This window comes from Shewanella sp. SM95 (assembly GCF_025653595.1).
Classification (GTDB): Bacteria; Pseudomonadota; Gammaproteobacteria; order Enterobacterales; family Shewanellaceae; genus Shewanella; species Shewanella oncorhynchi.
In genome coordinates this window covers 539231-564958 of record NZ_JAKKSE010000002.1, presented here as the reverse complement: position 1 = coordinate 564958, position 25728 = coordinate 539231, and the positions used below count along the sequence as shown (strand labels likewise).

Here is a 25728-nt window from a genome sequence, read left to right as displayed (position 1 = left end):
GCCGCAAACTCAGCCGCTCAAGCTGCGGCTGACGCTGCAGGTTTAGCGGGTACCAAAGGCAAGGTACTTATTCAGTCTACGGCTCCTGCAGCTGCTGATCGCTTAGCGCAAAACCTGTGGATCGATACCACAGGCAATGCCAACACACCTAAACGTTGGAGCGGTTCAGCATGGGTTGCCGTTACTGACAAGGCCGCGACCGATGCCGCCAGCGCCGCAGCAGCTGCCCAAGCCGCCGCGAACGCAGCTCAACAAGGCGTTACCCAAAACGCTGCAGCGATTCAAACCGAGCAAACAGCGCGAGCCAATGCGGATAGCGCATTAGCAACACAGATTACCACAGTTCAGGCCTCGGCGACCGCAGCTAATACCGCAGCATCTAATGCGCAAAGTGCCGCGAACTCAGCTGCCCAAGCCGCTGCTGACGCAGCAGGTTTGGCTGGTACCAAAGGCAAGGTACTTATTCAGTCTACGGCTCCTGCAGCTGCTGATCGCTTAGCGCAAAACCTGTGGATCGATACCACAGGCAATGCCAACACACCTAAACGTTGGAGCGGTTCAGCATGGGTTGCCGTTACTGACAAGGCCGCGACCGATGCCGCCAGCGCCGCAGCTTCTGCCCAAGCCGCCGCGAACGCAGCGCAGCAAGGTGTTGCGCAAAACGGGTATATTTGCGCAAGTAAACCCACCTCTTGCTGGCGATATGAGCTGGAATGCGGGAACTACAGTTGTACTTGCTGGCGTGTGGTCTGAGCAATATGCAAGGGCTTCATCTGATGAGGCGTTGGCGAAAAGTATTGCAAGTGTTGCTGCGACTATGGATCAAAACACTGCAGCAATTATTACTGAGCAAATGGCTAGGACGACAGCCGACGAATCGCTCGCTAATCAGATCATCAGCATTTCCGCTACTGTGGATGCCAATGGCGCCTTAATTAAGGCAGAGCAAACCGCCCGCGCTGATGCTGATAGTGCTTTGGCACAAAACATTACTACTGTTCAAGCCGCTGTAAATATTGCCCAGCAAGGCGTCACCCAAAACGCTGCAGCGATTCAGGCAGAGCAAACCGCTCGGGCTGATGCTGATAGCGCATTAGCAACACAGATCACCACAGTTCAGGCGTCGGCGACCGCAGCTAATACCGCAGCATCAACTGCGCAAACGGCCGCAAACTCAGCCGCTCAAGCTGCGGCTGACGCTGCAGGTTTAGCGGGTACCAAAGGCAAGGTACTTATTCAGTCTACGGCTCCTGCAGCTGCTGATCGCTTAGCGCAAAACCTGTGGATCGATACCACAGGCAATGCCAACACACCTAAACGTTGGAGCGGTTCAGCATGGGTTGCCGTTACTGACAAGGCCGCGACCGATGCCGCCAGCGCCGCAGCTGCTGCCCAAGCCGCCGCGAACGCAGCTCAACAAGGCGTTACGCAAAACGCTGCAGCGATTCAAACCGAGCAAACAGCGCGAGCCAATGCGGATAGCGCATTAGCAACACAGATTACCACAGTTCAGGCCTCGGCGACCGCAGCTAATACCGCAGCATCTAATGCGCAAAGTGCCGCGAACTCAGCTGCCCAAGCCGCTGCTGACGCAGCAGGTTTGGCAGGTACCAAAGGCAAGGTACTTATTCAGTCTACGGCCCCTGCAGCAGCTGATCGCTTAGCGCAAAACCTGTGGATCGATACCACAGGCAATGCCAACACACCTAAACGTTGGAGCGGTTCAGCATGGGTTGCCGTTACTGACAAGGCCGCGACCGATGCCGCCAGCGCCGCAGCAGCTGCCCAAGCCGCCGCGAACGCAGCTCAACAAGGCGTTACGCAAAACGCTGCAGCGATTCAGACTGAGCAAACCGCGCGCGCCAATGCCGATAGCGCATTAGCAACACAGATCACGACAGTTCAGGCAACAGCTAATAACGCATCAGCTGCAGTTCAGCAAACATCGACGGCTCTTGCAGAATTAGATGGCAAACTGCAAGCCATGTACTCGGTAAAAGTAGGCGTAACCGCAGATGGTAAGTATTACGGTGCGGGTATGGCTATTGGCGTTGAGAACACGCCTGCAGGCATGCAATCGCAGGTACTCTTTACTGCTGATAGATTTGCCATCGTTAATCAAATCACTGGCACATCCACCATCACAACACCTTTTACGGTTCAGGGCGGTCAGGTATTTATTAATAACGCGGTAATTGGTGATGGAACTATCTCAAATGCCAAGATCGGCAGTTATATCCAATCAACAAACTATGTTGCAAACTCGATTGGTTGGAAGCTTGATAAAAATGGGCTTTTTGAGATAAATGGTTATCAAGCTGGACAAGGACGAATGAGAATTACCAATGAAAGAATCGATGTCTATGACGCAGCTGGCACACTTAAAATCAGACTTGGCAAACTTATATGAGTTATGGATTAGCGCTTTACGCTCAAGATAGAACCATAGATATCACCAGCGGATGGTATCCAATGGCATTTAAAGGAACAATTGAGTTTACAGTAAAATATCTATCTGCCGCAGATGTTGTACAAGACTTTGTCATACCAAATGGCTGCAGGCTGTTTATTCAGCCTGCTGGCGCCGCTGTCAGGCACACCTCTTATGTTAGCTTTGGTAGCACTGTTTACACGGGGTACATAGTTAGCAGTAAGTGCGACGGTGGAAGGGTAACGCTATCACAAAGCCTTTGGTATGGTGGCGCAGACTCCCCGCTAAATAACTCGGTAGTAAAATTTAATGTTTATGCGTATTACCCTGTTGCCAATGTTCCAGATAACTACGGGATCTTATTTGCTGACGGAGGTGTCGCGGTGGCCTTATCAAATGCTAACCGTTTAAACGTAGAAAGATTTAAATACACAATTACTAATGCAGATAGAGAAATAGATGTTTCAACCGCGATTGCATCAACAGAAACGCCTCCAAGTGTTTATGTCAGCGATACTGGTTACAACGCCATGGCATCTTACGTTTATTCAAGTGGTGGATATTGGCGCGTTAAGTGTTTAAGAGCAGGAGGTTTGTATAATGTTGGCTCGACTTATAATGACGAACCGCCAAGATCTGGCACAGTTAAAATTATTGCCTTTGGTTCACCCTTGCAAACTCTTCCAAGCTGGGGTTTAGCGTTTTATGGTGACGATGGTGGCGTGGCATTCAGTTCAGCAAACCCACCAGAAATGCCAAGAGGCTATCTCATCTCTCCTACGCCATTAGCAAATCCACCAGGCTCAGCTGGTTGGCATGCGATCGGCGATTCAAATCCGCAGCAATTCCCAAACTTCGCCACAAAAAAACCGATGTATCAGGCCAGATTGATTGGAGCAGCAAAGCTAAGTTTTACTCCTTTCCCTGTCGGAATTTGGCTTAAGTCAGATGGGACTTTTACTTGCGGAGTGTTGACCAAAGGAGCTGGCAGCATGCCTGTTGGGGGTAGTGCATTTGGTTACTGGGGCGAATCTTCAGTTAACTCACCAATCCCTTACATACATGAAGATGATTATTTCTGACTTAAGTCACAATTACTCTTTGCTCATGAAAATATCACTTCAATTAATGTGATGTTGTCTGATTCTTAATGTAACTTTGCGACAAGACTGCATAGCAAAGCAGACCAGTTTTGCGGTATAAATTCTATTGTCAGCAGTTTTTTTATGTTACTTTGCGGCGATAAACATTAGTGCGTACAAATCTGGCTAACTTTTAGATGTGTACAAAACAGCGTACAAAATCAAGATTTATCGACATGGCTTAAGTTGAAATTAATAGCAAGTTCAACAGCATGTAAAGTAAATCAATTATTATAGATATAAATAACTGATCCCTCCTTATGCATACAAAAATTCTCGGAACTGGTAGTTATCTACCGGTGCAGGTGCGTAGCAATCAAGATTTGGAAAAAATGGTGGAAACCACTGACCAATGGATTGTTGAACGTACAGGTATATCAGAACGTCGCATTGCGGCTTTCGATGAAACCGTTTCAACTATGGGCTACCAAGCGGCATTAAAAGCGCTAGAAATGGCTGGCATAGAAGCATCAGATTTAGACATGATCGTTTGCGGCACCACCAGTGCTCCCAATGCTTTTCCGGCTGCGGCCTGTGAAATTCAAGCCATGCTTGGCGTGCATACCATTCCAGCTTTTGATATCGCAGCGGCGTGTTCAGGCTTTGTTTATGCTTTATCTGTTGCCGATCAATTTGTAAAAACGGGCGCGGCTAAAAAAGTATTAGTGATTGGTGCCGATGTACTGTCTCGCTTATGTGAGCCAGAAGATCGTTCAACGATTATTTTATTTGGTGATGGTGCGGGCGCGGTTGTGATAGGCGCATCCGAAACGCCAGGGATCATTTCGACCCACATTTATGCCGACGGTCGCCAAGGTGACTTATTGAAATGCGCTTTCCCACCACGTAAAGGCGAAACCTCTGAAGCGGTCGGTTTTATGACCATGAAAGGCAACGATGTCTTTAAAGTGGCTGTGACTCAATTGTCCCATGTCGTGACTGAGACGTTACGCATTAACAATATCGATAAGTCAGAAATTGACTGGTTAGTGCCACATCAAGCCAACTTCCGAATTATCAATGCTACCGCTAAAAAGCTCGATATGAGTCTTGATAAAGTCGTATTGACCTTAGCTAAACACGGTAATACTTCTGCCGCGTCAGTGCCCATTGCATTGGATGAAGCCGTACGTGATGGCCGTATTCAGCGCGGACAACTACTGCTGCTTGAGGCCTTTGGTGCTGGATTTGCGTGGGGCAGTGCGCTCATTCGTTTCTAAGTTCTACATGTGTGTTCCACATGATTTTTCAATAAATTAAGTTAGCCATAGGTAATTTTAATATGGAAAATGTTGCTTTTGTATTTCCGGGCCAAGGTTCACAAGCCCTAGGCATGTTAGCCGAGCTTGCCGAATCTCATGCTGTTGTTGGACAGACCTTTGCTGAGGCGAGTGACGTCTTAGGTTATGATCTGTGGGCATTGGTTCAGCAAGGTCCTGTTGAAAGCTTAAATGAAACCGATAAAACTCAACCAGCCCTGTTAGCGGCGAGCGTGGCGATTTGGCGTACCTACGTGGCTTCAGGCAAACCTATGCCTGCTATACTAGCGGGTCACAGCTTAGGCGAGTATTCTGCTTTAGTTTGCGCCGGTGTGATGGATTTTAAAGACGCGATTAAGTTGGTGGAATTACGTGGTCAACTGATGCAGCAAGCGGTTCCAGCTGGCACGGGTGCTATGTATGCGATTATCGGTTTGGACAACGAGAGTATCGCTAATGCCTGCGCCGAAGTGGCTCAAGGTGACGTGGTGAGTCCAGTTAACTTTAACAGTCCTGGTCAAGTGGTCATTGCAGGTCAAAAAGACGCAGTTGAGCGCGCTGCAGCAGCTTGTAAAGCAGCAGGCGCTAAAATGGTGGTGGCTCTACCTGTCAGCGTGCCATCACACTGCGCATTAATGAAACCTGCGGCGGATAAACTGGCCGTGGCATTAAACGATGTACAGTTTAATACCCCAACAATTACAGTGATTAATAACGTTGATGTGGCATCACCCACCTCTGCTGATGACATTAAAGATGCGTTAGTGCGTCAGTTATATTGTCCTGTCCGCTGGAGCGAAACTGTTGAGCTAATGGCCCAAAAAGGCATTACCCAACTGGTGGAATGTGGTCCTGGTAAAGTATTGACAGGATTAGCAAAACGAATTAATAAATCACTATCAGCCCAAGCGGTTAATGATGTTGCTTCATTAGCAGCATTAACTGAGTAAGGAGTTTATATGAGTTTCAACCTGAATTTAACAGGCAAAGTGGCTTTGGTGACAGGCGCGAGCCGCGGTATTGGCCGTGCGATCGCTGAGACATTGGTCGAAGCGGGCGCCGTGGTTATTGGAACCGCAACCAGTGAGAAGGGCGCTGCGGCGATCCAAGAATATCTGGGTGACAAAGGTTTTGGTTTAGTGCTTAATGTCACAGATAGTGAATCTGTTACACATTTATTCGCCTCGATCAAAGAAAAAGCGGGTGATGTTGATATTCTAGTCAACAACGCGGGTATAACCCGTGATAATCTGCTGATGCGGATGAAAGATGATGAATGGCAGGATATTATCGACACCAACCTGACATCGTTATTTAGACTGTCAAAACCTGTGATGCGTACCATGATGAAAAAGCGCTTTGGCCGAATCATCAATATCGGTTCAGTGGTAGGCACCATGGGCAATGCAGGTCAAGTTAACTACTCGGCAGCAAAGGCGGGTTTGATTGGATTTACAAAATCTCTTGCAAGAGAGGTTGCATCTCGTCAAATTACAGTTAATGCTATCGCTCCTGGATTTATCCAGACCGATATGACAGATGAGCTGACCGAAGAGCAGCAAAAAGCTATCATGTCACAGGTTCCGATGGAACGATTAGGGCAAGCGCAAGAAATTGCCAATGCAGTGCTCTTTTTGGCCTCGGACTCAGCCGCTTACATCACAGGCGAAACTTTGCATGTGAATGGCGGCATGTACATGGTTTAAGGGCGAATGGCAGGGATTTCTGTCGCAACTGAGTAGTGATCTGTATCAATTGATAGTGAAATTTCGTGGTTAGACCACGAAAACTAAGCTTGCATTGTCAGCCAAATCTAATAAACTACTCGCAATCTTACGCAAGTGCGTAATTTGAATAGGAAAGAAAACTAATGAGCAACATCGAAGAACGTGTAAAGAAAATCATTGTAGAGCAACTGGGCGTTAAAGAAGAAGACGTTAAGCCAGCGGCATCTTTCGTTGACGATCTGGGTGCAGATTCTCTGGACACTGTTGAGTTGGTTATGGCTCTGGAAGAAGAGTTTGATACCGAGATCCCTGATGAAGAAGCTGAAAAGATCACTACTGTTCAAGCAGCGATCGACTACGTTTCTAAGAATCAGTAATTCTGAATTCTTGAAGACAGGCGGCATTTTTGCCGCCTGTTTTTGTTTTACCCCCGTCAAATTCTGCCTCCGTGCCATTCAATCGTCTCTGGATCGTGTTTTAATTGTTATCCACGAGATGCTCGCCGCAGATTGGCGAATTTTTCTAAATAAAAGTTATTTAAGAAATTGTCTAATGATAGAAAACCCTGTGTCCTCTATCTGAATTAACAAATTAGCATTTAAAGGTGACTGCCGTGTCTAAACGTCGTGTAGTGGTAACCGGTTTGGGGTTAGTAACTCCAGTGGGCAATACTGTCGATACTACTTGGAAGGCTTTGCTTTCGGGTAAGAGTGGTATTGCACCGATAACCAAATTTGATGCCAGTGAATTTACCACTCGTTTCAGTGGTTCAGTAAAAGATTTCGATGTTGAGCAATACGTAACGAAAAAAGACGCCCGTAAGATGGACCTCTTTATTCAATACGGTATGGCGGCTGGCATCCAAGCTATCCAAGACTCTGGTCTGGACATGAGCAAAGAAAACCCTGGTCGTGTCGGCACTGCTATTGGTGCGGGTATGGGCGGTATGTGGTTGATTGAACAAGGTCACAGCGCATTGATGAATGGTGGCCCGCGTAAGGTTTCTCCTTTCTTCGTACCTAGTACCATTATCAATATGATTTCGGGCCACTTGTCGATCATGTTTGGCATGAAAGGTCCAAATTTTGCCGTGACGACCGCTTGTACTACGGGTGTGCATAATATCGGTTTCGCGGCGCGTACCATTGCCTATGGCGATGCAGACGTGATGGTTGCGGGCGGTGCTGAGGATGTCACTTCTCCTTTAGGCGTGGCAGGTTTTGGTGCAGCGAAAGCATTATCGACACGCAATGACGATCCGACTGCGGCGAGCCGTCCATGGGATAAAGACCGTGATGGTTTTGTGATCGGTGATGGCGCTGGTGTGATGGTGATGGAAGAGTACGAACACGCAAAAGCGCGCGGTGCGACCATTTACGGCGAATTAGTCGGTTTTGGTATGAGCGGTGATGCGTTCCACATGACATCGCCTCCAAGTGACGGAGCAGGCGCTGCGGCGGCTATGGTCAATGCTATTAATGACGCTAAGTTATCACTGGAGCAAATTGGTTATATCAATGCCCACGGTACGTCGACGCCAGCAGGTGATAAAGCGGAAGCGGCAGCGGTTAAGTCAGTATTTGGCGACCACGCTTATAAAGTACTGGTTAGCTCGACTAAATCGATGACGGGTCACCTGTTAGGTGCTGCGGGTGCGGTTGAAGCGATTTTCACTTTGCTAGCACTGCGCGACCAAGCCGTACCGCCAACCATCAACTTGGATAATCCAGATGAAGGTTGTGACTTAGACTTTGTCGCCCACACAGCCCGTGACGTGAAGATGGATTATGCTCTGTGTAATTCCTTCGGTTTTGGTGGGACTAACGGTTCATTACTGTTCAAGAAAGTGTAAAACACGCATTTATGGTTTAAAAAACAGTGAAAAAATGCGCCTGAGGGCGCATTTTTTATGGGTCAAATTCATTGCTCATGTGAGTTGAACTCCGTTATCTTATGGCTTTATTGTGATAGATGTCACTTTCTAACAGTATGATATCCATAGTGTTAACATTTGTTCATCAAGCTTGTTTAATTCTAGTGACCACAGATAATGACAGACATATTCAATCTTAATGGAGTGTGTCATGTTAAATCCCGCGGTGATCCCGCTTGTTCCCCTCATTGGCGCATTAACTGCCAATCTGACCGAATTGATCCGTGGTGAGTTTAAAGTGTGGCATCCAAACATGGACATTGGGATCAAGACTTTTACCTTAGCAATCGCTGCTTACGTGGTGGTTTGGTTTGCCTTATTGGTGACGGCGATTAACGTCGGTGGCGATAGCAATATGTCTTCGGGCCTCGAAGTGCTGGGTTTCTTTATGTTTGGCTTAGGCGTTTACACTTTTGCTAAGGGTACGCGTTTCGTCAGTAGTGAATTTCAGCTATGGATTTATCGTTTAGCGTTGCCGAGTTTATTGCTTTGCTGCGTGCTTATTAGCCACTTTGGTTAAATCGAATTTTTTGACGAGGTCAATCGTAATTATTTTTACGCTAATGGCGCTTTCTATCGTAAACTCAGCCTATTGCACGAAACATTGAGCCACAGTGGCTGAATAAGTTGAGGTTATATGGCTGGTATAGATAGACAAAGTACCCTGAGATTTTTGTCAGAGCCTGCGGATGTGAATTTTGGTGGTAAAGTTCACGGCGGCGCTGTGATGAAGTGGATCGATCTCGCGGCCTATGCCTGTGCAGCGGGCTGGAGCGGTAAATATTGTATTACTGCTTATGCGGGCGGTATTCGTTTTGTGCAACCCATTTTGGTGGGCAATATCGTTGAAGTCAGCGCAAAAGTGATTTATACGGGTAAAACTTCTATGCATATCGGTATCGATGTGCGGGCCGGCGATCCTAAAGTCTCTGAACGTCATCTCACTACCCACTGCATTGTGATCATGGTAGCTGTTGATGAACATGGCCAGCCAACGCCAGTGCCTGAGTGGATACCACAGACTGAACATGATATTCATTTGCGCGATTCTGCGCTGCGCTTGATGGAAATGCGTAAAAAGATTGGCGCTGAAATGGAAGCCCACGTGGTGAAATAGCCCCATAAATTAAATCAACAAAGGCGCTTAAGGCGTCTTTGTTGTTTGTAGCGAAAAGTGCGTTTATCACTCGCTCCGATTTCATTCTGACGTTACCGTTGATGAATGTTAAACTGCGGCCACTATTTTGAATCGATTCATTTTGTTTATCTATTTAAGGATCAGCTCATGGCAAAAGTCGCATTTATTGGTTTAGGCGTAATGGGATATCCCATGGCGAGGCATTTACTGAACAAAGGCCATGAGGTCACTGTTTATAATCGTACTTTTGCCAAGGCGCAAACTTGGGTCGACACCTATGGTGGCCGCTGCTGTCCAACACCAAAGGAAGCGGCAGAGGGTCAAGATATTGTGTTTACTTGCGTGGGCAATGATAACGACCTGCGTGAAGTGGTATTAGGCAGTGATGGCGTTATTCATGGGATGGAAAAGGGCACTGTGCTGGTTGACCATACTACGGCTTCGACCGATGTCGCTCGTGAGCTTCATCAAGTGTTAGCGGAAAAGGGCATTGATTTCCTCGATGCGCCCGTGTCTGGCGGTCAAGCGGGCGCTGAAAATGGCGCCTTGACTGTGATGGTCGGCGGCGATGAAGCGGTATTTGAGCGTGTTAAACCCGTGATTGAAGCCTTTGCCCGCTGCGCCGAACGTTTAGGTGAGGTTGGTGCAGGTCAGTTAACTAAGATGGTGAACCAAATTTGTATCGCGGGTGTGGTGCAAGGTTTGGCGGAAGCGCTGCAATTTGCCCGTAAAGCGGGACTCGATGGCGAGAAAGTCATTGAAGTGATCAGCAAAGGCGCGGCGCAAAGCTGGCAGATGGAAAATCGCTATAAAACCATGTGGGGCCAGAGCTATGATTTTGGTTTTGCCGTCGATTGGATGCGTAAAGACTTAGGAATCGCCTTAGAAGAAGCCCGCCGCAACGGTTCACACTTGCCTTTAACCGCGTTAGTCGATCAATTTTATTCAGAAGTGCAGGGCATGGGCGGTAACCGTTGGGATACGTCTAGCTTGTTGGCGCGCTTAGAAAAAACGGCGAAATAAGTTTTACCTTAAGTTTCATCGTTATAAAAACTTAGGTTTCGTAGTGATAAAACTCTGGTTTCGCAGTGATAGGTTTTGCAATGATAAAAATGCCCAGTCCCGATTGCGTTGGCAAATAGGACTGGGCATTTTTGTGTGTATCGTTTTTTGACTAGGACATTAAGTGCTAGGATATTTAATCGTTAGTCTTTCCAGCGAATATGGGTCACTAAACTGTGGGTTTCACCTGGAGCAAGCACGACTTTATCTTCTAATACATTGGCCGCTTCTAGGCAGACCATGGTCAGATAATCCTCTGGATTAAATCGGCCCAGGCGTTGTGACTTTTCAATCCATGGGTTCCATAATACCGCTGATTGGCTGTTCTCGCGGCTGACTTCGATTATCCCCTGCGGCGTATGCAATAACTGCACTGGGCCGAGATCGGTATAGACACGATCTGTCTCGCGATTAAACAGCACTTCATCCGTGGTTTGCGGATAAGGCCCTTGTGCAAATTCGATGTATTTTGACCCACTAAAACCGCTGGCTTTGAGTTGGTGGATATCCTCAATCGGGAAATAGCTGTGCAACGCTTGGGTAAGTGTAACGGGTTCAGTACCTAAGTTGGTATTCACAAGACTAATGCTTAGGGTGTCGCTGAGGGTGAATAACACGCTGACCTCAGTGTTATGCGGCCAATAGATTTTATCTTGCTCACTGATTTTTAAGCTAAAACGTAAATCCACTAACTGATTACGCATTTCTACCGATTCCAGCGCCCAAATTCGGGTACGGGCGAAACCGTGTTGGGGAAAGTTCGCTTCACTACTCATGCCAAACCAAGGCCAGCATACGGGTACTCCGCCACGGATCCCATTACCGGGTTGATAATCGTCAGCCGATGAAACCCACAGCAAAGGTGGTTTGCCTACGGGTTGAAAATAGTCTATTTGCGCGCCCTGCAAAAAAATTCTTGCCTGACATAACGCCGTATTCACTTCGACATAATCGAGCCCGTTGGCGTGCTTTTTAGTAGTGACAGAACCCATAGTAACAATATCCTTAACTCTGCTGACATATCAGAAAAACAGGCAGTTAGCTTACAAAGTTTTCCGCGATAACATAAGGCTTTGTTGCGATCAATTTACGGTTTCGCTGTTCGTTTGTGTAAACAAAAGTCTGTGGCAGATACTGAGGTGCTTTCTTTTTCGGCAGATTTAGCTAAAGTGGTCAGAGCACCAAAGTGGTCAGATCACTTAGTTGAGTTGCAGTCTAACAAGAAAAGGGAAGCGATTATGCCAGTTTATCAAGCGCCGCTGCGCGACTATCAATTTATCCTCAATGAAATGTTACATATTTATCAGCAAGATGCTCTCAAGGGGTTCGATGAAATCGATCCAGATCTTGTCGATGCGATCCTGCAAGGTATGGCCGACTTTAGTACTGAAGTGATGTTACCGCTCAATAGTGTCGGCGATCTGCAAGGCTGTAAGTTGGTAGATGGCAAGGTGATTACCCCGGAAGGATTTGATAATGCCTATCAGCAGTTTGTTGATAATGGCTGGCCGACGCTGACCTGCGATCCTGAATATGGCGGCCAAGGCCTGCCAGAAGTCGTGGGGATTTTTGCCACTGAGATACAAACGGCAACCAACATGGCCTTTGCCATGTATCCCGGTTTGACCCATGGCGCCTATGCCGCCATCCATGCCCACGGCAGTGATGCGCTCAAGCAAAAATATTTGAGTAAACTGGTTAGCGGTGAATGGACTGGGACCATGAATTTGACCGAGTCCCACGCGGGGACTGATTTAGCCTTATTACGCACGAAAGCCGTGCCAGTATCCGAAGGCGTTTTTGCCATTACTGGCGAGAAGATTTTTATCTCCTCAGGCGAGCACCAACTCACCGACAACATAGTGCACCTCGTATTAGCCCGTTTGCCCGATGCACCTGAAGGCGTGAAGGGCATATCTTTGTTCGCCGTGCCTAAAGTATTAGTGAATGGCGATGGTAGCTTAGGCGCACCGAACACTTTATATGCCAGTGGCCTTGAACATAAGATGGGCATTCACGGTAACTCAACCTGTGTTATGGTATTTGAAGGTGCATTGGGTGAGCTTGTCGGCGAGCCGCACCAAGGACTGCGAGCCATGTTTACTATGATGAACCAAGCGCGTTTAGGGGTTGGCGTGCAAGGGCTAGGCGTGTCTGAAATCGCCTATCAAAATGCGCTGGCCTATGCCAAAGACAGATTACAGAGCCGCGCCTTAAGCGGTGCAAAATCCCCAGAAAAAGCCGCCGATCCGATTTTGGTTCATGGCGATGTGCGCCGCATGTTGCTGTCGCAAAAAGCCTTTAATGAAGGCGCAAGAGCCTTAGTTGGACAACAAGCTTTGTGGCTCGATGAAGCTGAGCGTCATACCGATCCCGCCAAAGCCAAAGTTGCCTCCCAATTAGCGGCACTGTTCACGCCAGTGGTGAAAGGTTTTATCACTAACCGTGGTTTTAATGCCTGTGTCGATGCACAGCAAGTGTTTGGCGGACATGGTTATATTCACGAGTGGGGTATGGAGCAATTTGTGCGTGATAGCCGTATTGCACTGATTTATGAAGGCACTAACGGTATTCAGGCATTGGATTTAGTGGGGCGTAAGCTGCTTAGCGACCGCGGGGCGGCGATGCAGCAATGGTCGGCGTTAGTGACTGAGTTTATTAAGTCGCATAGCACCAATGCGGCGATGCAACCTTACGTGAGTGGTTTAATGGATTGTGCGGGTGATTTACAAAAGGCTAGCGGTTATTTAGCGACCCATGCTGCGACCAATCCAGACATTATCGGCGCAGCCTCCATGGCATATCTGGAGTTATTCGGAGTGACTGCACTGGCGTGGATGTGGGCCAGAAGTGCCGCGGTGGCATTAGTGACGCTGGAGCAGGGCACTGAAGAAACTGCATTTTACCAAGCTAAATTGAAAACTGCTGATTTCTACATGGCTTACTGGGCGGTGCAAGGTCGCAGTCTGCGTAAGCAAATCGAGCAGGCGAGTGAAATGCTAACGCAATTGGATGAAGCAATCTTTTAAGCATTCACCTTATAGGCTGAGTGAAGCCTTTGCTTAAGAACAGCTCAAAAACCAGCGCATTGTCACTGGTTTTTATTTTTGTATAGTTTAAATCTTTAACTTGTTTTCATTCTTAGGTTCCACGCCAGTATTGAGCTCGATACTGTGAGTCTCTTGCTTGTCCCACATTAAAACTTCTATCTAAGGTCCGTGCTACTGACGCTCTTTTCGTTTTAGTCATAACCAAACACAACAAGGGTTTTGTGAGCTGACGCTAGCTATTTACCTAACAGATTTCACATTTATGTAAATTCAAATGATAATTATTGTCATTCGTAAATCATTCTTTATAATGACGGCCAATTCGTTTGAATACATTTGTAAACCCTTTGGTTTATGCCATTTTTATGCGCTCGCGCTGGGGACATTCTGTGAAGACTCGTTTCGCCTACTCATTAATCGCACTTGCACTCGCTCAACATCAGTCGGCATTTGCCGCTGAAACCGTACTCGATAAAGAGGCTCCACAGCAGACCTTGTCTACGAGCTCACCAGTCCCCAGTCCTGCATCGACTCAATCCGCAGCCGATGGGGAGATAACACTCGCAGCACCTGAGCGTATTGCTGTCCATGGCCGTGCAATGCAAATGTACGTCGATAAAGAAACGACAGTTGGCACTAAGACGGCGATTAATGTGATGGAATTGCCGCAGTCGGTGCAAGTGCTGACCGAGCAGTTAATCGTCGACCAAGCGGCGCGCAATATTACCGATTTATACCGCTCTATCGCGGGCGTGAGTGAGTTTAGTTATTCGGGCGTGACCTTTCGCGGTTTCCGCGACGATGCCAACGTTTTTTATGATGGGGTAAGGGGCGATCCCTATTCGGGATTTTCTGTGCCGCAACTCTTTAACGTGCAGCGGGTTGAAGTGTTAAAAGGTCCTGCATCCGCACTTTATGGCGGCGGTGAACCCGGCGGCATGATCAACTATGTCACTAAAAAACCAACCTTTGTCGAGAGTAAAGAGCTGACCTTAAGTACGGGCAGCGAGGATATGATGGGCGGCTCGCTGGATTTCACCGGTGGCTTAACCCAAAATCTTGCCTATCGCTTTGGCGCCTATTATCAGCAGGAAGATAGCTTTCGAAATAATGCCGATAGCCAAAATGCCGAAGTGGCGGGTGGGTTACTCTACGAAATCAGTGATGATACTAAGCTCACTACCACTTTCGATATTATTAAGCAGGATTTAGGTGGCAATCGATTGCGCGGCGTTCCTGTCGATAATGACGGTAACTTCCTGGTTGCGCCATCCTATAATGCCAATGAGAAGAGTGACTTCCAGAAGATGGATGCACTGGTGCTGCAATCGATTCTCGATCATCAATTTACCGATAATTTCTCGGTCAAGACTCAGATCCGTTATCTGAATAATGATTCCACGCAGCAATATCATGAATCGAGAGGTTGGGCGACCTTAGATGCCAATAAAAAGCCCATTATGGGTGATGGCACCATTAAGCGTGAATACCGAGTTCAAGCACGGGCTAATGATGAAATTAGTTTAACCAATGATTTTGTCTATGCATTCGATGCTTTAGGTTTTGAACATGAATTCCTGTTCGGCGGCGACTATCACTATGTCGAAACTGAATATCAGTACAAATTGGCGACTGATAAGGATGGTGTTGGTAACTTGAATATTTTTGACCTTAACTATGGTGATACCGACCCTAATAGTTACAACTTGAAGGATAAAAATACCGATGGTACCCGCGCTAACCGTTACGGCATTTATGTACAGGAACATCTGCACTTTAATGAACAGTGGTCATTAATTGCCGGTCTGCGTTTTAGCCAGTTTGATGATTATGATAAAAATACCGGGTTCTCCTTCAGCGATAACGCGATAACGCCAAGAGCAGGGCTTAATTATCGTCCAATCGATTCAATGTCCTTTTATTTGAATTACTCAGAGAGCTTCAATCCAGCATCTTTAACCAATCAAGCAGAAGATATTGGTGACGGTTTCCTCGATCCAGAAACGGGCAATCAAATTGAACTTGGGATGAAAAATGAATGGCTTGATGGCCAGTTTATGACCACGCTTGCTGTGTATCGCATTGAAAAACAAAATGTCGCCCAAGCTAACCCTTTAGATACTGGCGATGACGATGGTATTCCCGCTTTACTTAATTTGGGTGAAGTACACAGTCAAGGCCTTGAATGGACGCTGGTGGGGGATTTAACCGATAACCTGACCGTCACGGCAAACTATGCCTATAACGAGACCGAAGTGGTTAAAGGGGTAACGAACGACAGTTTAACTAATACGTTTGATAGTAAGCACTTTGCCAATGCGCCGCGCCATCAAGCAGGGATATGGACCCGTTACGATATCAATGCACTCGATTCGGCGATTGCTTTTGGTATGGACTATGTGGGCGAGCAGTTCAGCCTCGATGGCCAAACGGTGAAGCCCCATACGATTTTTGACATGAGCTGGACGACCCAGTGGGATCAAACTCAAGTTCGCTTAAATCTTAAAAATATCTTTGATAAAGAATATGCCGTCAGTGGTTTTAGCGAGCGTAATGGCCATTTCCCTGGTGAGCCGCGTAATATCACGCTTGAACTGAGTCATAAGTTTTAATGCATTGATGTAAAAATAGCTTGTTCGTTAAGGATGATAAGCAAGCTGGAGCGAATGGGTTAATCTTGTGCGAATAACCGCCGTAGCTCTCTGTCTGTATTCGTGCCTTGAGCATGGATTAACCTTGTGTGACTTATCATCTTAATAGTGTTTACCTATTAAGATGATAGTTTCTATCCGTTATCCTTTCTGATTCAGCTTGTTTAGACTCGCCTTATATGAATTATTCGATAAGGTTTCCCTATGCACGCCGTCAGCCACTTAGCCTCCAAAGACACTCAATCTAACGCTAGCCCACTGGTGGCCCTGATTGCAGAAGGTGGTGGTCAGCGGGGTATATTCACCGCAGGCGTGCTCGATGCCTGGCTTGATGGCGGATTCGATCCCTTTGATTTGTTTATCGGTACCTCAGCAGGTTCACAGAATCTCAGTAGTTTTTTGGCCCGCCAAAAGGGTTATGCCAAACGCTTAATCCGCGGTTTATCGCGCCATAAACGCTTCTATCGACTCGGTCGCGGGTTAGTCGGCGGCAATGTAGTCGATTTAGATTGGTATTTTGAGCAGACGCGACAAGGGATGTTTAAATTAGATCTTAACGCGGCGACAGCCTCACTCGGTCATCGGCAGTTACTGATCACCACCACTAATGCCAGTGATCGCAAAGGTTATTTTTTAAGTCCAAGCAGTAAAGGCCAGTGGCGCGAATTGCTAAAAGCTTCTAGCGCATTACCATTTTTATATAAACAAGGGGTGAAACTCACGCCTTGGCTGAGTGACAACGCCTGTAATAACGGCGCGGCTAATCATAGCGCCTCTGGTCACGGCACAGCATTAAGCGAAGGTATTGATAGTGATTTTTATCTCGACGGCGGTTTAGCAGCGCCTTTACCTGTGCGTGAGGCCTATCGTCGTGGTGCCCGCAAAATTGTGGTGATCCGTACTGTGAGCGAGGATTTTCAGGCGCAATCGGCTTGGGTTCACAAATTAAAATCTTGGATTTGTGTTTCTGGCTTTTGTCCGAAAACCATAGATTACTTAGTGCAGCACGAACAAGCCTATCAGGATGAATTGGATTTCATCGCTAATCCGCCAGAGGATGTGGAGATAGTGCAGATTTTTGCTGCTGAAAATTTGCAAAGTAAATTGCTGGGCAGTACCGATGCGGATTTACGCCATGATTATCATGCGGGGCTGAGTGCTGGAAAGCAGTTTTTAAGCCTAGATCCGATGGCGTTGACGCAGAGTAATGCTTATTTTCAAACTCAAGTGCAAACCAACGCTCACACTCAAACCCACACTCAAACTCACTCTCAAATCAAGCCATTCAGTGCGTTGTCGGCCTAGTTTGGTATTTTAGCTAAGTCACCATTTTGTACGTGAGTAAGCAATAAAAGTAAAAAGCATTAAAATACAAGCGCCACCCTAGGGTGGCGCTTGTGGTTTGCAGTTTTAACCAGTTTATCAATCTAATTAATTTATATGATTAATCTAGCTCATCAGCTCAGTTTACTAACCTAGTTCTTCAACGTTAGGCTATTAATAACTTGAGGTGTGCACTGAGCGGACTGCTCGGCCCGATGGGTCGATAATGCCACGTAAGCTTTCGTCCCAAGCCAATGCTTCTGGCGTTGAACAGGCGACGGATTTACCGCCTGGAACCGTTTCTGCAGCGCCGCTCAGTGGATAATGTTCCTCAAAGAAGCAGCGATAGAAATAGGCTTCTTTGGTTTCTGGCGTGTTGTATGGGAAACGGAATTTCGCGTTTGCCAATTGTAAATCATCCACCCGCGCTGCCGCTTGTTCTTTCAAACCGTCAATCCAAGAGTAGCCCACACCGTCACTGAATTGTTCCTTTTGACGCCATGCCACTTCTTTTGGCAATTTATGCTCAAAGGCTTTACGCAGAATGTGTTTCTCAATACGGCCATCCTTAGACATTTTCGCTTCAGGGTTGATGCGCATCGCCACATCCATAAACTCTTTATCGAGGAAGGGCACGCGAGCTTCTAATCCCCAAGCGGCCATGGCTTTGTTGGCTCGCAGACAATCGAACAGATGCAGTTTATCGAGTTTGCGGACTAACTCCTCGTGGAATGCCTGTGCGTTTGGCGCTTTATGGAAGTATAAATAGCCGCCAAATAGCTCGTCAGCACCTTCACCCGATAACACCATCTTAATGCCCATCGCTTTGATTTTACGCGCCATTAAATACATTGGCGTGGCAGCTCGTATGGTGGTGACATCGTAGGTTTCTAAGTGATAGATCACTTCTTTAATCGCATCTAAGCCTTCTTGGAAGGTGAAATGGATCTCATGGTGAATCGTACCAATCGCTTCGGCGACCTTTTTGGCGGCGATTAAATCCGGCGCACCTTCAAGGCCGACGGCAAAGGAATGTAACTGTGGCCACCAAGCGTTGGTTTCGCCATCGTCTTCAATGCGGCGTTTAGCAAAGGTTTGCGTCACGGCGGAAATGATCGATGAATCTAAGCCGCCCGACAGCAACACACCATAGGGCACGTCTGACATTAATTGACGTTTGACCGCTGCTTCTAATGCGTCACGCAATTCTTCTTGGCTGGCTGGGTTATCTTTAACCGCATCATAGCTTTGCCAATCGCGGGTGTAGTATTTCACTGCGGCGGCATCGCTTGAGTATAAGTATTGGCCCGGTAAGAATTCCTCTACCGTTTTACACACTGGCATCAAGGCTTTCATTTCGGAGGCAACATAGAAGTTACCCGCAGCGTCACGGCCTGTGTATAGCGGGATGATACCCATGTGATCGCGGCCGATAAGGTATCTATCTTGGGCTTTGTCATATAACACAAAGGCGAAGATACCGTTTAATTTATCAAGAAATTCAGTGCCGTATTCTTGATACAGCGCCAAGATCACTTCGCAGTCAGAGTTGGTTTGATAGCTGTACTTATCGCCTAACTGGGCTTTCAATTCTTTGTGGTTATAGATTTCGCCGTTGACCGCGAGGATCAAACTGCCATCTTCAGTCAGCAGTGGCTGAGCACCGTGTTCAATGTCAACAATCGCTAAACGTTCGTGGGCAAGAATTGCCTTATCACTGGCATAAATACCTGACCAGTCAGGGCCACGGTGGCGCATTAGCTTAGACATTTCTAGCGCGACTTGGCGCAGTTCTTTGGCATCAGATTGGATATCTAAAATCGAAAAGATTGAACACATAGTACAACTCCCACACTGTCTGTCATTTGAGGATGTCTCAATTGAGGTTTAATGTGCCAGCAATTTAGGTATTTGCCAAACACTATTTTTGACGTTTTATCTGTTTATTGGTGTTTTTGTTGATTTAGATGTTTATGCTTAATGATTTTATTTGAGAATAATTCATTTAATTTGCATTATTTTTGATGATTTGTTTTTATTATCTGATTTGGCATGGGGGGTTTTGGGGAATTCACAATGTGTTTTAAAAAAGTATCGATGATAGAAAAACCGCTAAAAAAGACCTTAAACAATGAGTTGCACCGTTTAAGTGTTTTATTTTTAATCAATTAATGCGCCGAGTTTGACATCAACCAATGGCATAAGACTATTCAGAATTGTGTGGCAGGATGGATATTTCGCGATAACGGCATTGTTTGTGAGCTGAAAACAAAAAAAGCACGTGAATGGTTCACGTGCTTGTAGGTCTTGTTTGGCGCTTTGGCTGGTGGAGGAGACGCTTTATTCAGCTGGCGCTTTATTTCGCAGGTTCTACTAGCAGGCGTCAATAAGAGACGACTAACCCAACTGTCTCTCGCAAGAAGCCACTGACTTAGCCTGTTATTTTGCGTCCGTTACAAGCGTCGTTTTGGCTGGGCGCAGGCTATTGAATTCTGTGCCTTGATAGTATCCCGGCCAATCTTTACTGTTGCCCAATGTGCGCGTGACTTGGTAGTAGATTTGCAAGTCTTGCAGCGCGCCGCTTAAATCCCAATCTTCACGATATTCATCGCAGACATTGTGATAACAGCCTTTCATTGTAGCTTGCATCTGGGTTTTATAAGCAGCCGTGGCTTCATCAACGGGGTTGCTACCGCCGCCGGCAAATACCGCTGGCACGCCCAGTTTGGCAAAGCTGAAATGATCTGAACGGAAGAAACCGCCCGAAGCGGGATTTTTCTCACCCATGGCGATGCGGTTTTGTTGTTTCGCCGCATCGATAAGATAAGTTTCTAACTCAGATTTACCTTTGCCGACGATGGTAAAGTCATTGGTTTTGCCATAGATATTAGTGCTGTCGAGGTTTAACACTGCCACGGTTTTGTCGATAGGATAAAGTGGATTGGCGGCGTAATAGCGTGAACCGAGTAAGCCCTGTTCTTCACCTGTGGTGGCAATAAAGGTGACCGAGCGCGCTAAACCATGGCCTTGTTTGGCATTGTCGGCTAATTGTCTGGCGATTTCGAGAATGCCGGCAGTGCCTGAGGCATTATCCATGGCGCCGTTATAAATTTTATCGCCTGTTTTCGTCTCGTCTTTACCTATGTGATCCCAATGGGCGGTAAACAAGATTTGCTCGTCGGCTTGTGTGCTGCCGGGGAGTGTGGCGACCACATTGTAGCTATTCGCGTATTCGGCTTTATTTTTAAAGGCGATGTTGGCCGTTTGTTCAAGGGGTAAATTGATTGAGCTGTCGGCGGCGCGCGCCATTAAATTAGGCAGTGATAAACCGGCTTTATCGAACAGTTGCGTAGCCGCGTCCAATGTAAGCCAGCCTTCGACTTGGATACGGCTATCTTGTTCTGCTTTACTGAGGACCAGATCTTGCTGTGGTCCAGTCCAACTATTTTCTATCACGGACCAAGGGTAAGAGGCGGGCTCGGTATCATGGATAATCAGTGCGCCGAGTGCGCCTTGACGACTGGCCTCTTCAAATTTGTAGCTCCAACGGCCGTAATAGGTCATGGCTTTGCCGTTGAATTTCCCCGAGTCAGGGCGAGCAAAGCCGGGATCGTTCACTAAGATCACCGCGATTTTGCCTTTCATGTCGAGATCTTGGTAATCATTCCAACCATATTCAGGGGCGTTCACCCCATAGCCGACGAAGACTAATGGTGCGTTCTCAATACTAATACCACCGTTATCGTGGCGACTGCTGAGCACTAGATCTTTTCGGTATTTAAAGGGTAATCCTGCCAGCGTAACTTGCTGCGCTTCATCTGCGGTATAACTCACCATAGGCACTGGTTGTAAAAAGCTGCCTTGGTAAGCACCCTTGAGTCCCATCTCTGTAAAGGCTTTGGTCAAATAATCCAAGGTGAGTTTTTCACCGTGAGTGGTGGGCGCACGACCTTCAAATTCATCGGATGACAGGGCTTTAATATCATTTCTAAAGCGCGCTTCATTAAACTGCACTGGTTTGAGTTCAGCCAAAGTGCTGTTGCCATCAGGCTGTGATGCATTCGGACTACAGGCACTGAGCATGGCCAACGCACAGAGGGGATACAGACGTCGCATAGGTTAATCCTACTGTTGTTTTAATTAAGGTATTTTAGATTTCTGTTAATCAATCAGAAGCGAGACTTATCATGAAGCAAGCCGCTGTGAGCCACAAGGCTGAGAAGAAGGCGAATATGTTACTTAATGTTGCTTTACCCTATGCAATACGCCTTTGGGCGAGGCGTGTTGCATAGGTAATGTTTAAGCGACTGGCAAGGATGACTGGCTACGCAGGGTTAGACAAAGGTTTAGATAATTGTTTAAACAACGTCGATATCGCCAGCGCAGGCAAACACATGGTTCGGGCGGAAGGGTTCTTTGTCGATATCTTCAAGTTTACTCACGCCGCTAGTGACCAGAATGGTTTCAAGCCCTGCTTGGAAGCCCGCCAAAATATCGGTACGCATATTGTCGCCTATGATGACAGTGTCTTCCGAGTGTCCATCAATATGATTAAGTGCAGAGCGAATAATCCAAGCACTCGGTTTGCCCACGTAGAAAGGTTTCTTACCGGTAATACGTTCGATGGGTGAGCAGAGTGCACCACAAGCAGGGCTGTAGGCTGGACCGTGAGTATCGGGGTTAGTGGCAATAAAGCGCGCGCCGCGTGCGATGAAGCCTGCCGCTTTATGGATCATTTCCCAGTTGTAGGAGCGGGTTTCACCGACAATCACAAAATCGGGGTTAATATCGGTAATGGTAAAGCCTGCTTTGTAGAGTTCGTGGGTGAGGGCGCCTTCGCCAATGACATAGGCCTTGCTGCCTTCTTGGTGTTTTAAAAAGTCGGCGGTGGCCATGGCTGAGGTGTAAAAGCATTCTTCAGGAATATCAATACCGGCGGCACTTAAACGGTTTTGCAGATCCTTACCCGTTTGTACGGGATAGTTAGTCAATATCACTAACGGATTGCCTTGCTCTAAAATGCGCTGGATAAATTTGTCGCTGCCGGGGATCAGTTTATTGTCGTGCAGTAGTACACCATCGATATCGCAGATAATATTTTTCATCTAATAGTCTCTTGTCATGCCGAGCAAAAATCACTTTTCGTTAAGTTATCTAATGCCACATTGCCCCAGAAAACAATGCTTTTGTGGAAAATAGTTAAAAAAATAGAGACCCTAAGGTCTCCATTTGTGATCTCGCTACCATTGCTTTAAAGCGAAACTAATCAGGCGCGTAACCGCTTGGGCCGATAAGGTTGCCATCGAGATAGGCTTGGCCATTTTGCATGTTAAGACGTTGCTGACTAAACCATTTCACCACGAGCGGATAAATAGCATGTTCTTGCTCATGCACGCGGGCGGCGAGCATATCAGCCGTATCGTCTTCATAAACAGGCACTTTGGCCTGTAATATCACTGGGCCAGCATCCAGCTCTGGCGTGACAAAATGCACGCTGGCACCATGTTCGCTATCGTTTGCGTCTATGGCACGTTGATGGGTGTTTAAGCCTGTGTATTTAGGTAGCAGCGAAGGATGAATATTGATCATGCGACCTAGGTAATGATTCACGAAATCATCGGTTAAGATCCGCATAAATCCCGCCAGCACGATTAAATCGGGCTGATACTTTTCAATCACTGTCATTAAACGTGCATCGTATTCAGAGCGAGATTCACCTTGGTGAGCTATCACGCAGCTGGTATCAATTTCGCCATGATGGGCGCGCACTAGGCCATAGGCATCAGGTTTATTACTGATGACTCCGACAACTTCGGCCTGCAGATTATCGTCGCAACCGTCGATAACCGCTTGCAGGTTACTGCCATTTCCGGAAATTAATACAACTACACGACAGCTCTGGGGCATTACAGGATCTCCACTTGCTCTTCATTGCCTTCACGATGTGCGATAGCACCGATAAGCCATGCTTGTTCGCCTTCTGCAGCCAGTAATGCAAGTGCTGCATCCACTTTATCGGCTGGCAGCGCGACTAACATGCCGACGCCACAGTTGAAGGTGCGATACATTTCGTATTCTGCAATGTTGCCATTTTCCATTAACCAACTGAAAACAGCGGGCCATTGCCATGAATCGCCTTGGATAACCGCTTTTAAATTATCTGGCAGTACGCGTGGGATGTTTTCCCAGAAGCCGCCGCCAGTAATGTGCGCCATCGCATGGACATCAGATGCTTCAATCAGTTTGAGCAATGATTTTACGTAAATTTTGGTTGGCTCAAGTAGATGTTCAATCAGCGGTTTGCCGTTGAGATCTTGTTGAGGGTCTGCTTGGCTCACTTCTAATACTTTACGTACTAAAGAGTAACCATTTGAATGAGGGCCGCTTGAGGCTAATGCAATAAGCGCATCACCCGCTGCCACTTTGCTACCGTCAATAATGTCGGCTTTTTCAACTACACCCACGCAGAAACCCGCTAGGTCGTAATCTTCACCTTCATACATGCCTGGCATTTCAGCGGTTTCACCGCCAATTAACGCACAACCAGATTGGAAACAACCTTCGCCGATGCCGTTGACAACGGACGTTGCCGTTTCAACATCGAGCTTGCCTGTTGCGTAGTAATCGAGGAAAAACAGTGGCTCAGCGCCTTGAACGATCAGATCGTTCACACACATGGCGACTAAGTCTATGCCGACAGTGTCATGTTTTTTATAGTCGATAGCTAAACGTAATTTAGTCCCAACACCATCGGTGCCAGACACTAAAACCGGTTGTTTGTATTTAGTGGGGATTTCACACAGGGCGCCAAAACCACCTAAGTTGCCCATAACTTCTGGACGACGGGTACGTTTAACGGCTGCTTTAATGTTACTTACCAGTGCATTACCTGCATCAATATCAACGCCGGCATCTTTATAGCTCAGTGGGGTAGGTGTGCTCACGGAGGGATCCTCTCGGGTACATCGTTATTGGATTTTATGCGGCGGTATTCTACCAGCTTGTGCTAGGGGTCGAAAGTCATGATTTGGATTTATGCCCCTCGGCGGAGTTTTTTTGGTCTGAATGCGAGATATTCTATTTTTAGAGGTCTTGAGTTTGGTCACAAAATAGTAAATCACAGTAGGTATCTTAGACGATTGGGGATTATTCTTGCGAGATAGCTCACGATTAGACCGAATGGCAAAACTTTCTGTTTTACCTAGTAAACAAATCAACTAGAATCTGAAAAATTTGCCTAAAATAATACGCCGAAAAATAAGCAGGAGAGAAAAATGAAAGTTGTCGAGGTTAAACATCCTTTAGTGCGTCACAAAATCGGTTTAATGCGCGAAGGTGACATTAGCACTAAACGTTTCCGTGAACTAGCCGCCGAAGTGGGTAGTTTATTAACCTATGAAGCTACCGCAGATTTCGAAACTGAAACGGTGACGATTGAAGGCTGGAATGGTCCGGTTGAGGTCGATCAAATCAAAGGTAAAAAAGTCACTGTCGTGCCAATTTTACGTGCGGGTTTGGGTATGATGGACGGCGTACTCGAGCACATTCCAAGTGCGCGTATCTCAGTTGTCGGTATTTACCGTGATGAAGAGACCCTTGAGCCAGTGCCTTATTTTGAGAAGCTGGCCAGCGACATGAACGAGCGTATCGCTTTAGTTGTCGACCCTATGTTGGCGACAGGTGGTTCTATGATTGCGACCGTCGATTTATTGAAAAAGCGCGGTTGTACTTCAATTAAGGCCTTAGTGCTAGTGGCTGCGCCTGAAGGCATTAAAGCCTTAGAAGCGGCGCATCCGGATATCGAATTATATACTGCCGCTATCGATAGATGCTTAAACGAGAAAGGTTATATCCTGCCTGGTCTTGGTGATGCGGGCGATAAAATCTTTGGTACTAAATAGCCAAAGTTGCTAAATAATCTGAGTTGCTGATGCTCAATTGAGCGGATGTGGTCAGTAAGGGAGCCTAGGCTCCCTTTTTGTTTTTGTTCAATACAGAAATAACAACTTTAT

Annotated in this window: 20 protein-coding genes and 1 pseudogene; 15 read left to right on the top strand and 6 right to left on the bottom strand. The window is 46.9% G+C overall.

What is annotated here, in order from left to right:
* The 11 genes and pseudogenes from L5M29_RS05285 to L5M29_RS05235 form a co-directional block, all read left to right on the top strand.
* Positions 1-753, top strand: a pseudogene (locus tag L5M29_RS05285) (carbohydrate-binding protein); the annotation flags it as partial.
* A complete protein-coding gene (locus L5M29_RS05280; protein ID WP_263166563.1) occupies positions 704-2410 on the top strand; it encodes a DUF1983 domain-containing protein in 1707 nt (568 codons plus the stop codon). The pseudogene L5M29_RS05285 and the gene L5M29_RS05280, both read left to right, overlap by 50 nt.
* Positions 2407-3513: a hypothetical protein gene (locus tag L5M29_RS05275; protein WP_263166562.1), complete on the top strand. Its 1107-nt coding sequence runs from the start codon at positions 2407-2409 to the stop codon at positions 3511-3513. The genes L5M29_RS05280 and L5M29_RS05275 overlap by 4 nt, the downstream gene beginning before the upstream one ends.
* Positions 3514-3833: 320 nt before the next feature.
* On the top strand, positions 3834-4793 hold the full coding sequence (locus tag L5M29_RS05270) for a beta-ketoacyl-ACP synthase III (RefSeq protein WP_028760369.1): 960 nt from the start codon (positions 3834-3836) through the stop codon (positions 4791-4793).
* A 62-nt stretch (positions 4794-4855) separates the two neighbouring features.
* Entirely contained in the window at positions 4856-5782 is a 927-nt protein-coding gene (fabD, locus tag L5M29_RS05265; RefSeq protein ID WP_263166560.1) for an ACP S-malonyltransferase, read from the top strand.
* Positions 5783-5791: 9 nt separating this feature from the next.
* Entirely contained in the window at positions 5792-6538 is a 747-nt protein-coding gene (fabG, locus tag L5M29_RS05260) for a 3-oxoacyl-ACP reductase FabG (protein ID WP_006081230.1), read from the top strand.
* A 164-nt stretch (positions 6539-6702) separates the two neighbouring features.
* Positions 6703-6936, top strand: coding sequence for an acyl carrier protein (acpP, locus tag L5M29_RS05255; RefSeq protein ID WP_006081231.1), 234 nt, complete (start codon positions 6703-6705; stop codon positions 6934-6936).
* Positions 6937-7172: 236 nt separating this feature from the next.
* Positions 7173-8411: a beta-ketoacyl-ACP synthase II gene (fabF, locus tag L5M29_RS05250; RefSeq protein WP_006087466.1), complete on the top strand. Its 1239-nt coding sequence runs from the start codon at positions 7173-7175 to the stop codon at positions 8409-8411.
* Positions 8412-8643: 232 nt separating this feature from the next.
* Positions 8644-9012, top strand: coding sequence for a hypothetical protein (locus tag L5M29_RS05245; protein ID WP_028760367.1), 369 nt, complete (start codon positions 8644-8646; stop codon positions 9010-9012).
* Between the two features lie 117 nt (positions 9013-9129).
* Positions 9130-9609 carry an acyl-CoA thioesterase gene (locus tag L5M29_RS05240; RefSeq protein ID WP_006087464.1) on the top strand — a complete coding sequence of 160 codons (480 nt, stop codon included), beginning with the start codon at positions 9130-9132 and terminating at the stop codon, positions 9607-9609.
* Between the two features lie 168 nt (positions 9610-9777).
* Positions 9778-10653: an NAD(P)-dependent oxidoreductase gene (locus L5M29_RS05235; protein WP_263166558.1), complete on the top strand. Its 876-nt coding sequence runs from the start codon at positions 9778-9780 to the stop codon at positions 10651-10653.
* A 182-nt stretch (positions 10654-10835) separates the two neighbouring features.
* On the opposite strand, the gene L5M29_RS05230 is transcribed toward L5M29_RS05235, so the two are convergent.
* Entirely contained in the window at positions 10836-11684 is an 849-nt protein-coding gene (locus L5M29_RS05230; protein ID WP_263166557.1) for a D-hexose-6-phosphate mutarotase, read from the bottom strand.
* Between the two features lie 246 nt (positions 11685-11930).
* Between L5M29_RS05230 and L5M29_RS05225 the strand changes: the two genes are divergently transcribed.
* The 3 genes from L5M29_RS05225 (at position 11931) to L5M29_RS05215 (ending at position 17698) form a co-directional block, all read left to right on the top strand.
* On the top strand, positions 11931-13721 hold the full coding sequence (locus L5M29_RS05225; RefSeq protein ID WP_263166584.1) for an acyl-CoA dehydrogenase C-terminal domain-containing protein: 1791 nt from the start codon (positions 11931-11933) through the stop codon (positions 13719-13721).
* A 386-nt stretch (positions 13722-14107) separates the two neighbouring features.
* Positions 14108-16354 carry a TonB-dependent siderophore receptor gene (locus L5M29_RS05220; protein WP_263166582.1) on the top strand — a complete coding sequence of 749 codons (2247 nt, stop codon included), beginning with the start codon at positions 14108-14110 and terminating at the stop codon, positions 16352-16354.
* Between the two features lie 243 nt (positions 16355-16597).
* A complete protein-coding gene (locus L5M29_RS05215; RefSeq protein WP_263166555.1) occupies positions 16598-17698 on the top strand; it encodes a patatin family protein in 1101 nt (366 codons plus the stop codon).
* A 192-nt stretch (positions 17699-17890) separates the two neighbouring features.
* Here the strand turns inward: L5M29_RS05215 and asnB are convergent, their stop codons facing one another.
* From asnB to purM, 5 genes are all read right to left on the bottom strand, one after another.
* The gene (gene asnB / locus L5M29_RS05210) at positions 17891-19555 is read right to left on the bottom strand and encodes an asparagine synthase B (protein ID WP_105252850.1); all 1665 of its coding nucleotides are present in this window, start codon (positions 19553-19555) and stop codon (positions 17891-17893) included.
* Positions 19556-20155: 600 nt separating this feature from the next.
* Entirely contained in the window at positions 20156-21832 is a 1677-nt protein-coding gene (locus L5M29_RS05205; RefSeq protein WP_263166554.1) for a M28 family metallopeptidase, read from the bottom strand.
* 242 nt (positions 21833-22074) lie between these two features.
* Positions 22075-22821: an HAD-IIA family hydrolase gene (locus tag L5M29_RS05200; protein WP_028760358.1), complete on the bottom strand. Its 747-nt coding sequence runs from the start codon at positions 22819-22821 to the stop codon at positions 22075-22077.
* A gap of 157 nt (positions 22822-22978) precedes the next feature.
* Positions 22979-23623: a phosphoribosylglycinamide formyltransferase gene (gene purN / locus L5M29_RS05195; protein ID WP_028760357.1), complete on the bottom strand. Its 645-nt coding sequence runs from the start codon at positions 23621-23623 to the stop codon at positions 22979-22981.
* Positions 23623-24660, bottom strand: a complete 1038-nt coding sequence (gene purM, locus L5M29_RS05190) for a phosphoribosylformylglycinamidine cyclo-ligase (RefSeq protein ID WP_113938786.1) — start codon at positions 24658-24660, stop codon at positions 23623-23625. The genes purN and purM overlap by 1 nt, the downstream gene beginning before the upstream one ends.
* A gap of 330 nt (positions 24661-24990) precedes the next feature.
* On the opposite strand from purM, the gene upp reads away from it, so the two are divergent.
* Complete coding sequence (gene upp, locus L5M29_RS05185; protein ID WP_011789711.1) at positions 24991-25617, top strand: uracil phosphoribosyltransferase; 627 nt, start codon at positions 24991-24993, stop codon at positions 25615-25617.
* The last annotated feature ends 111 nt before the right edge of the window (positions 25618-25728 follow it).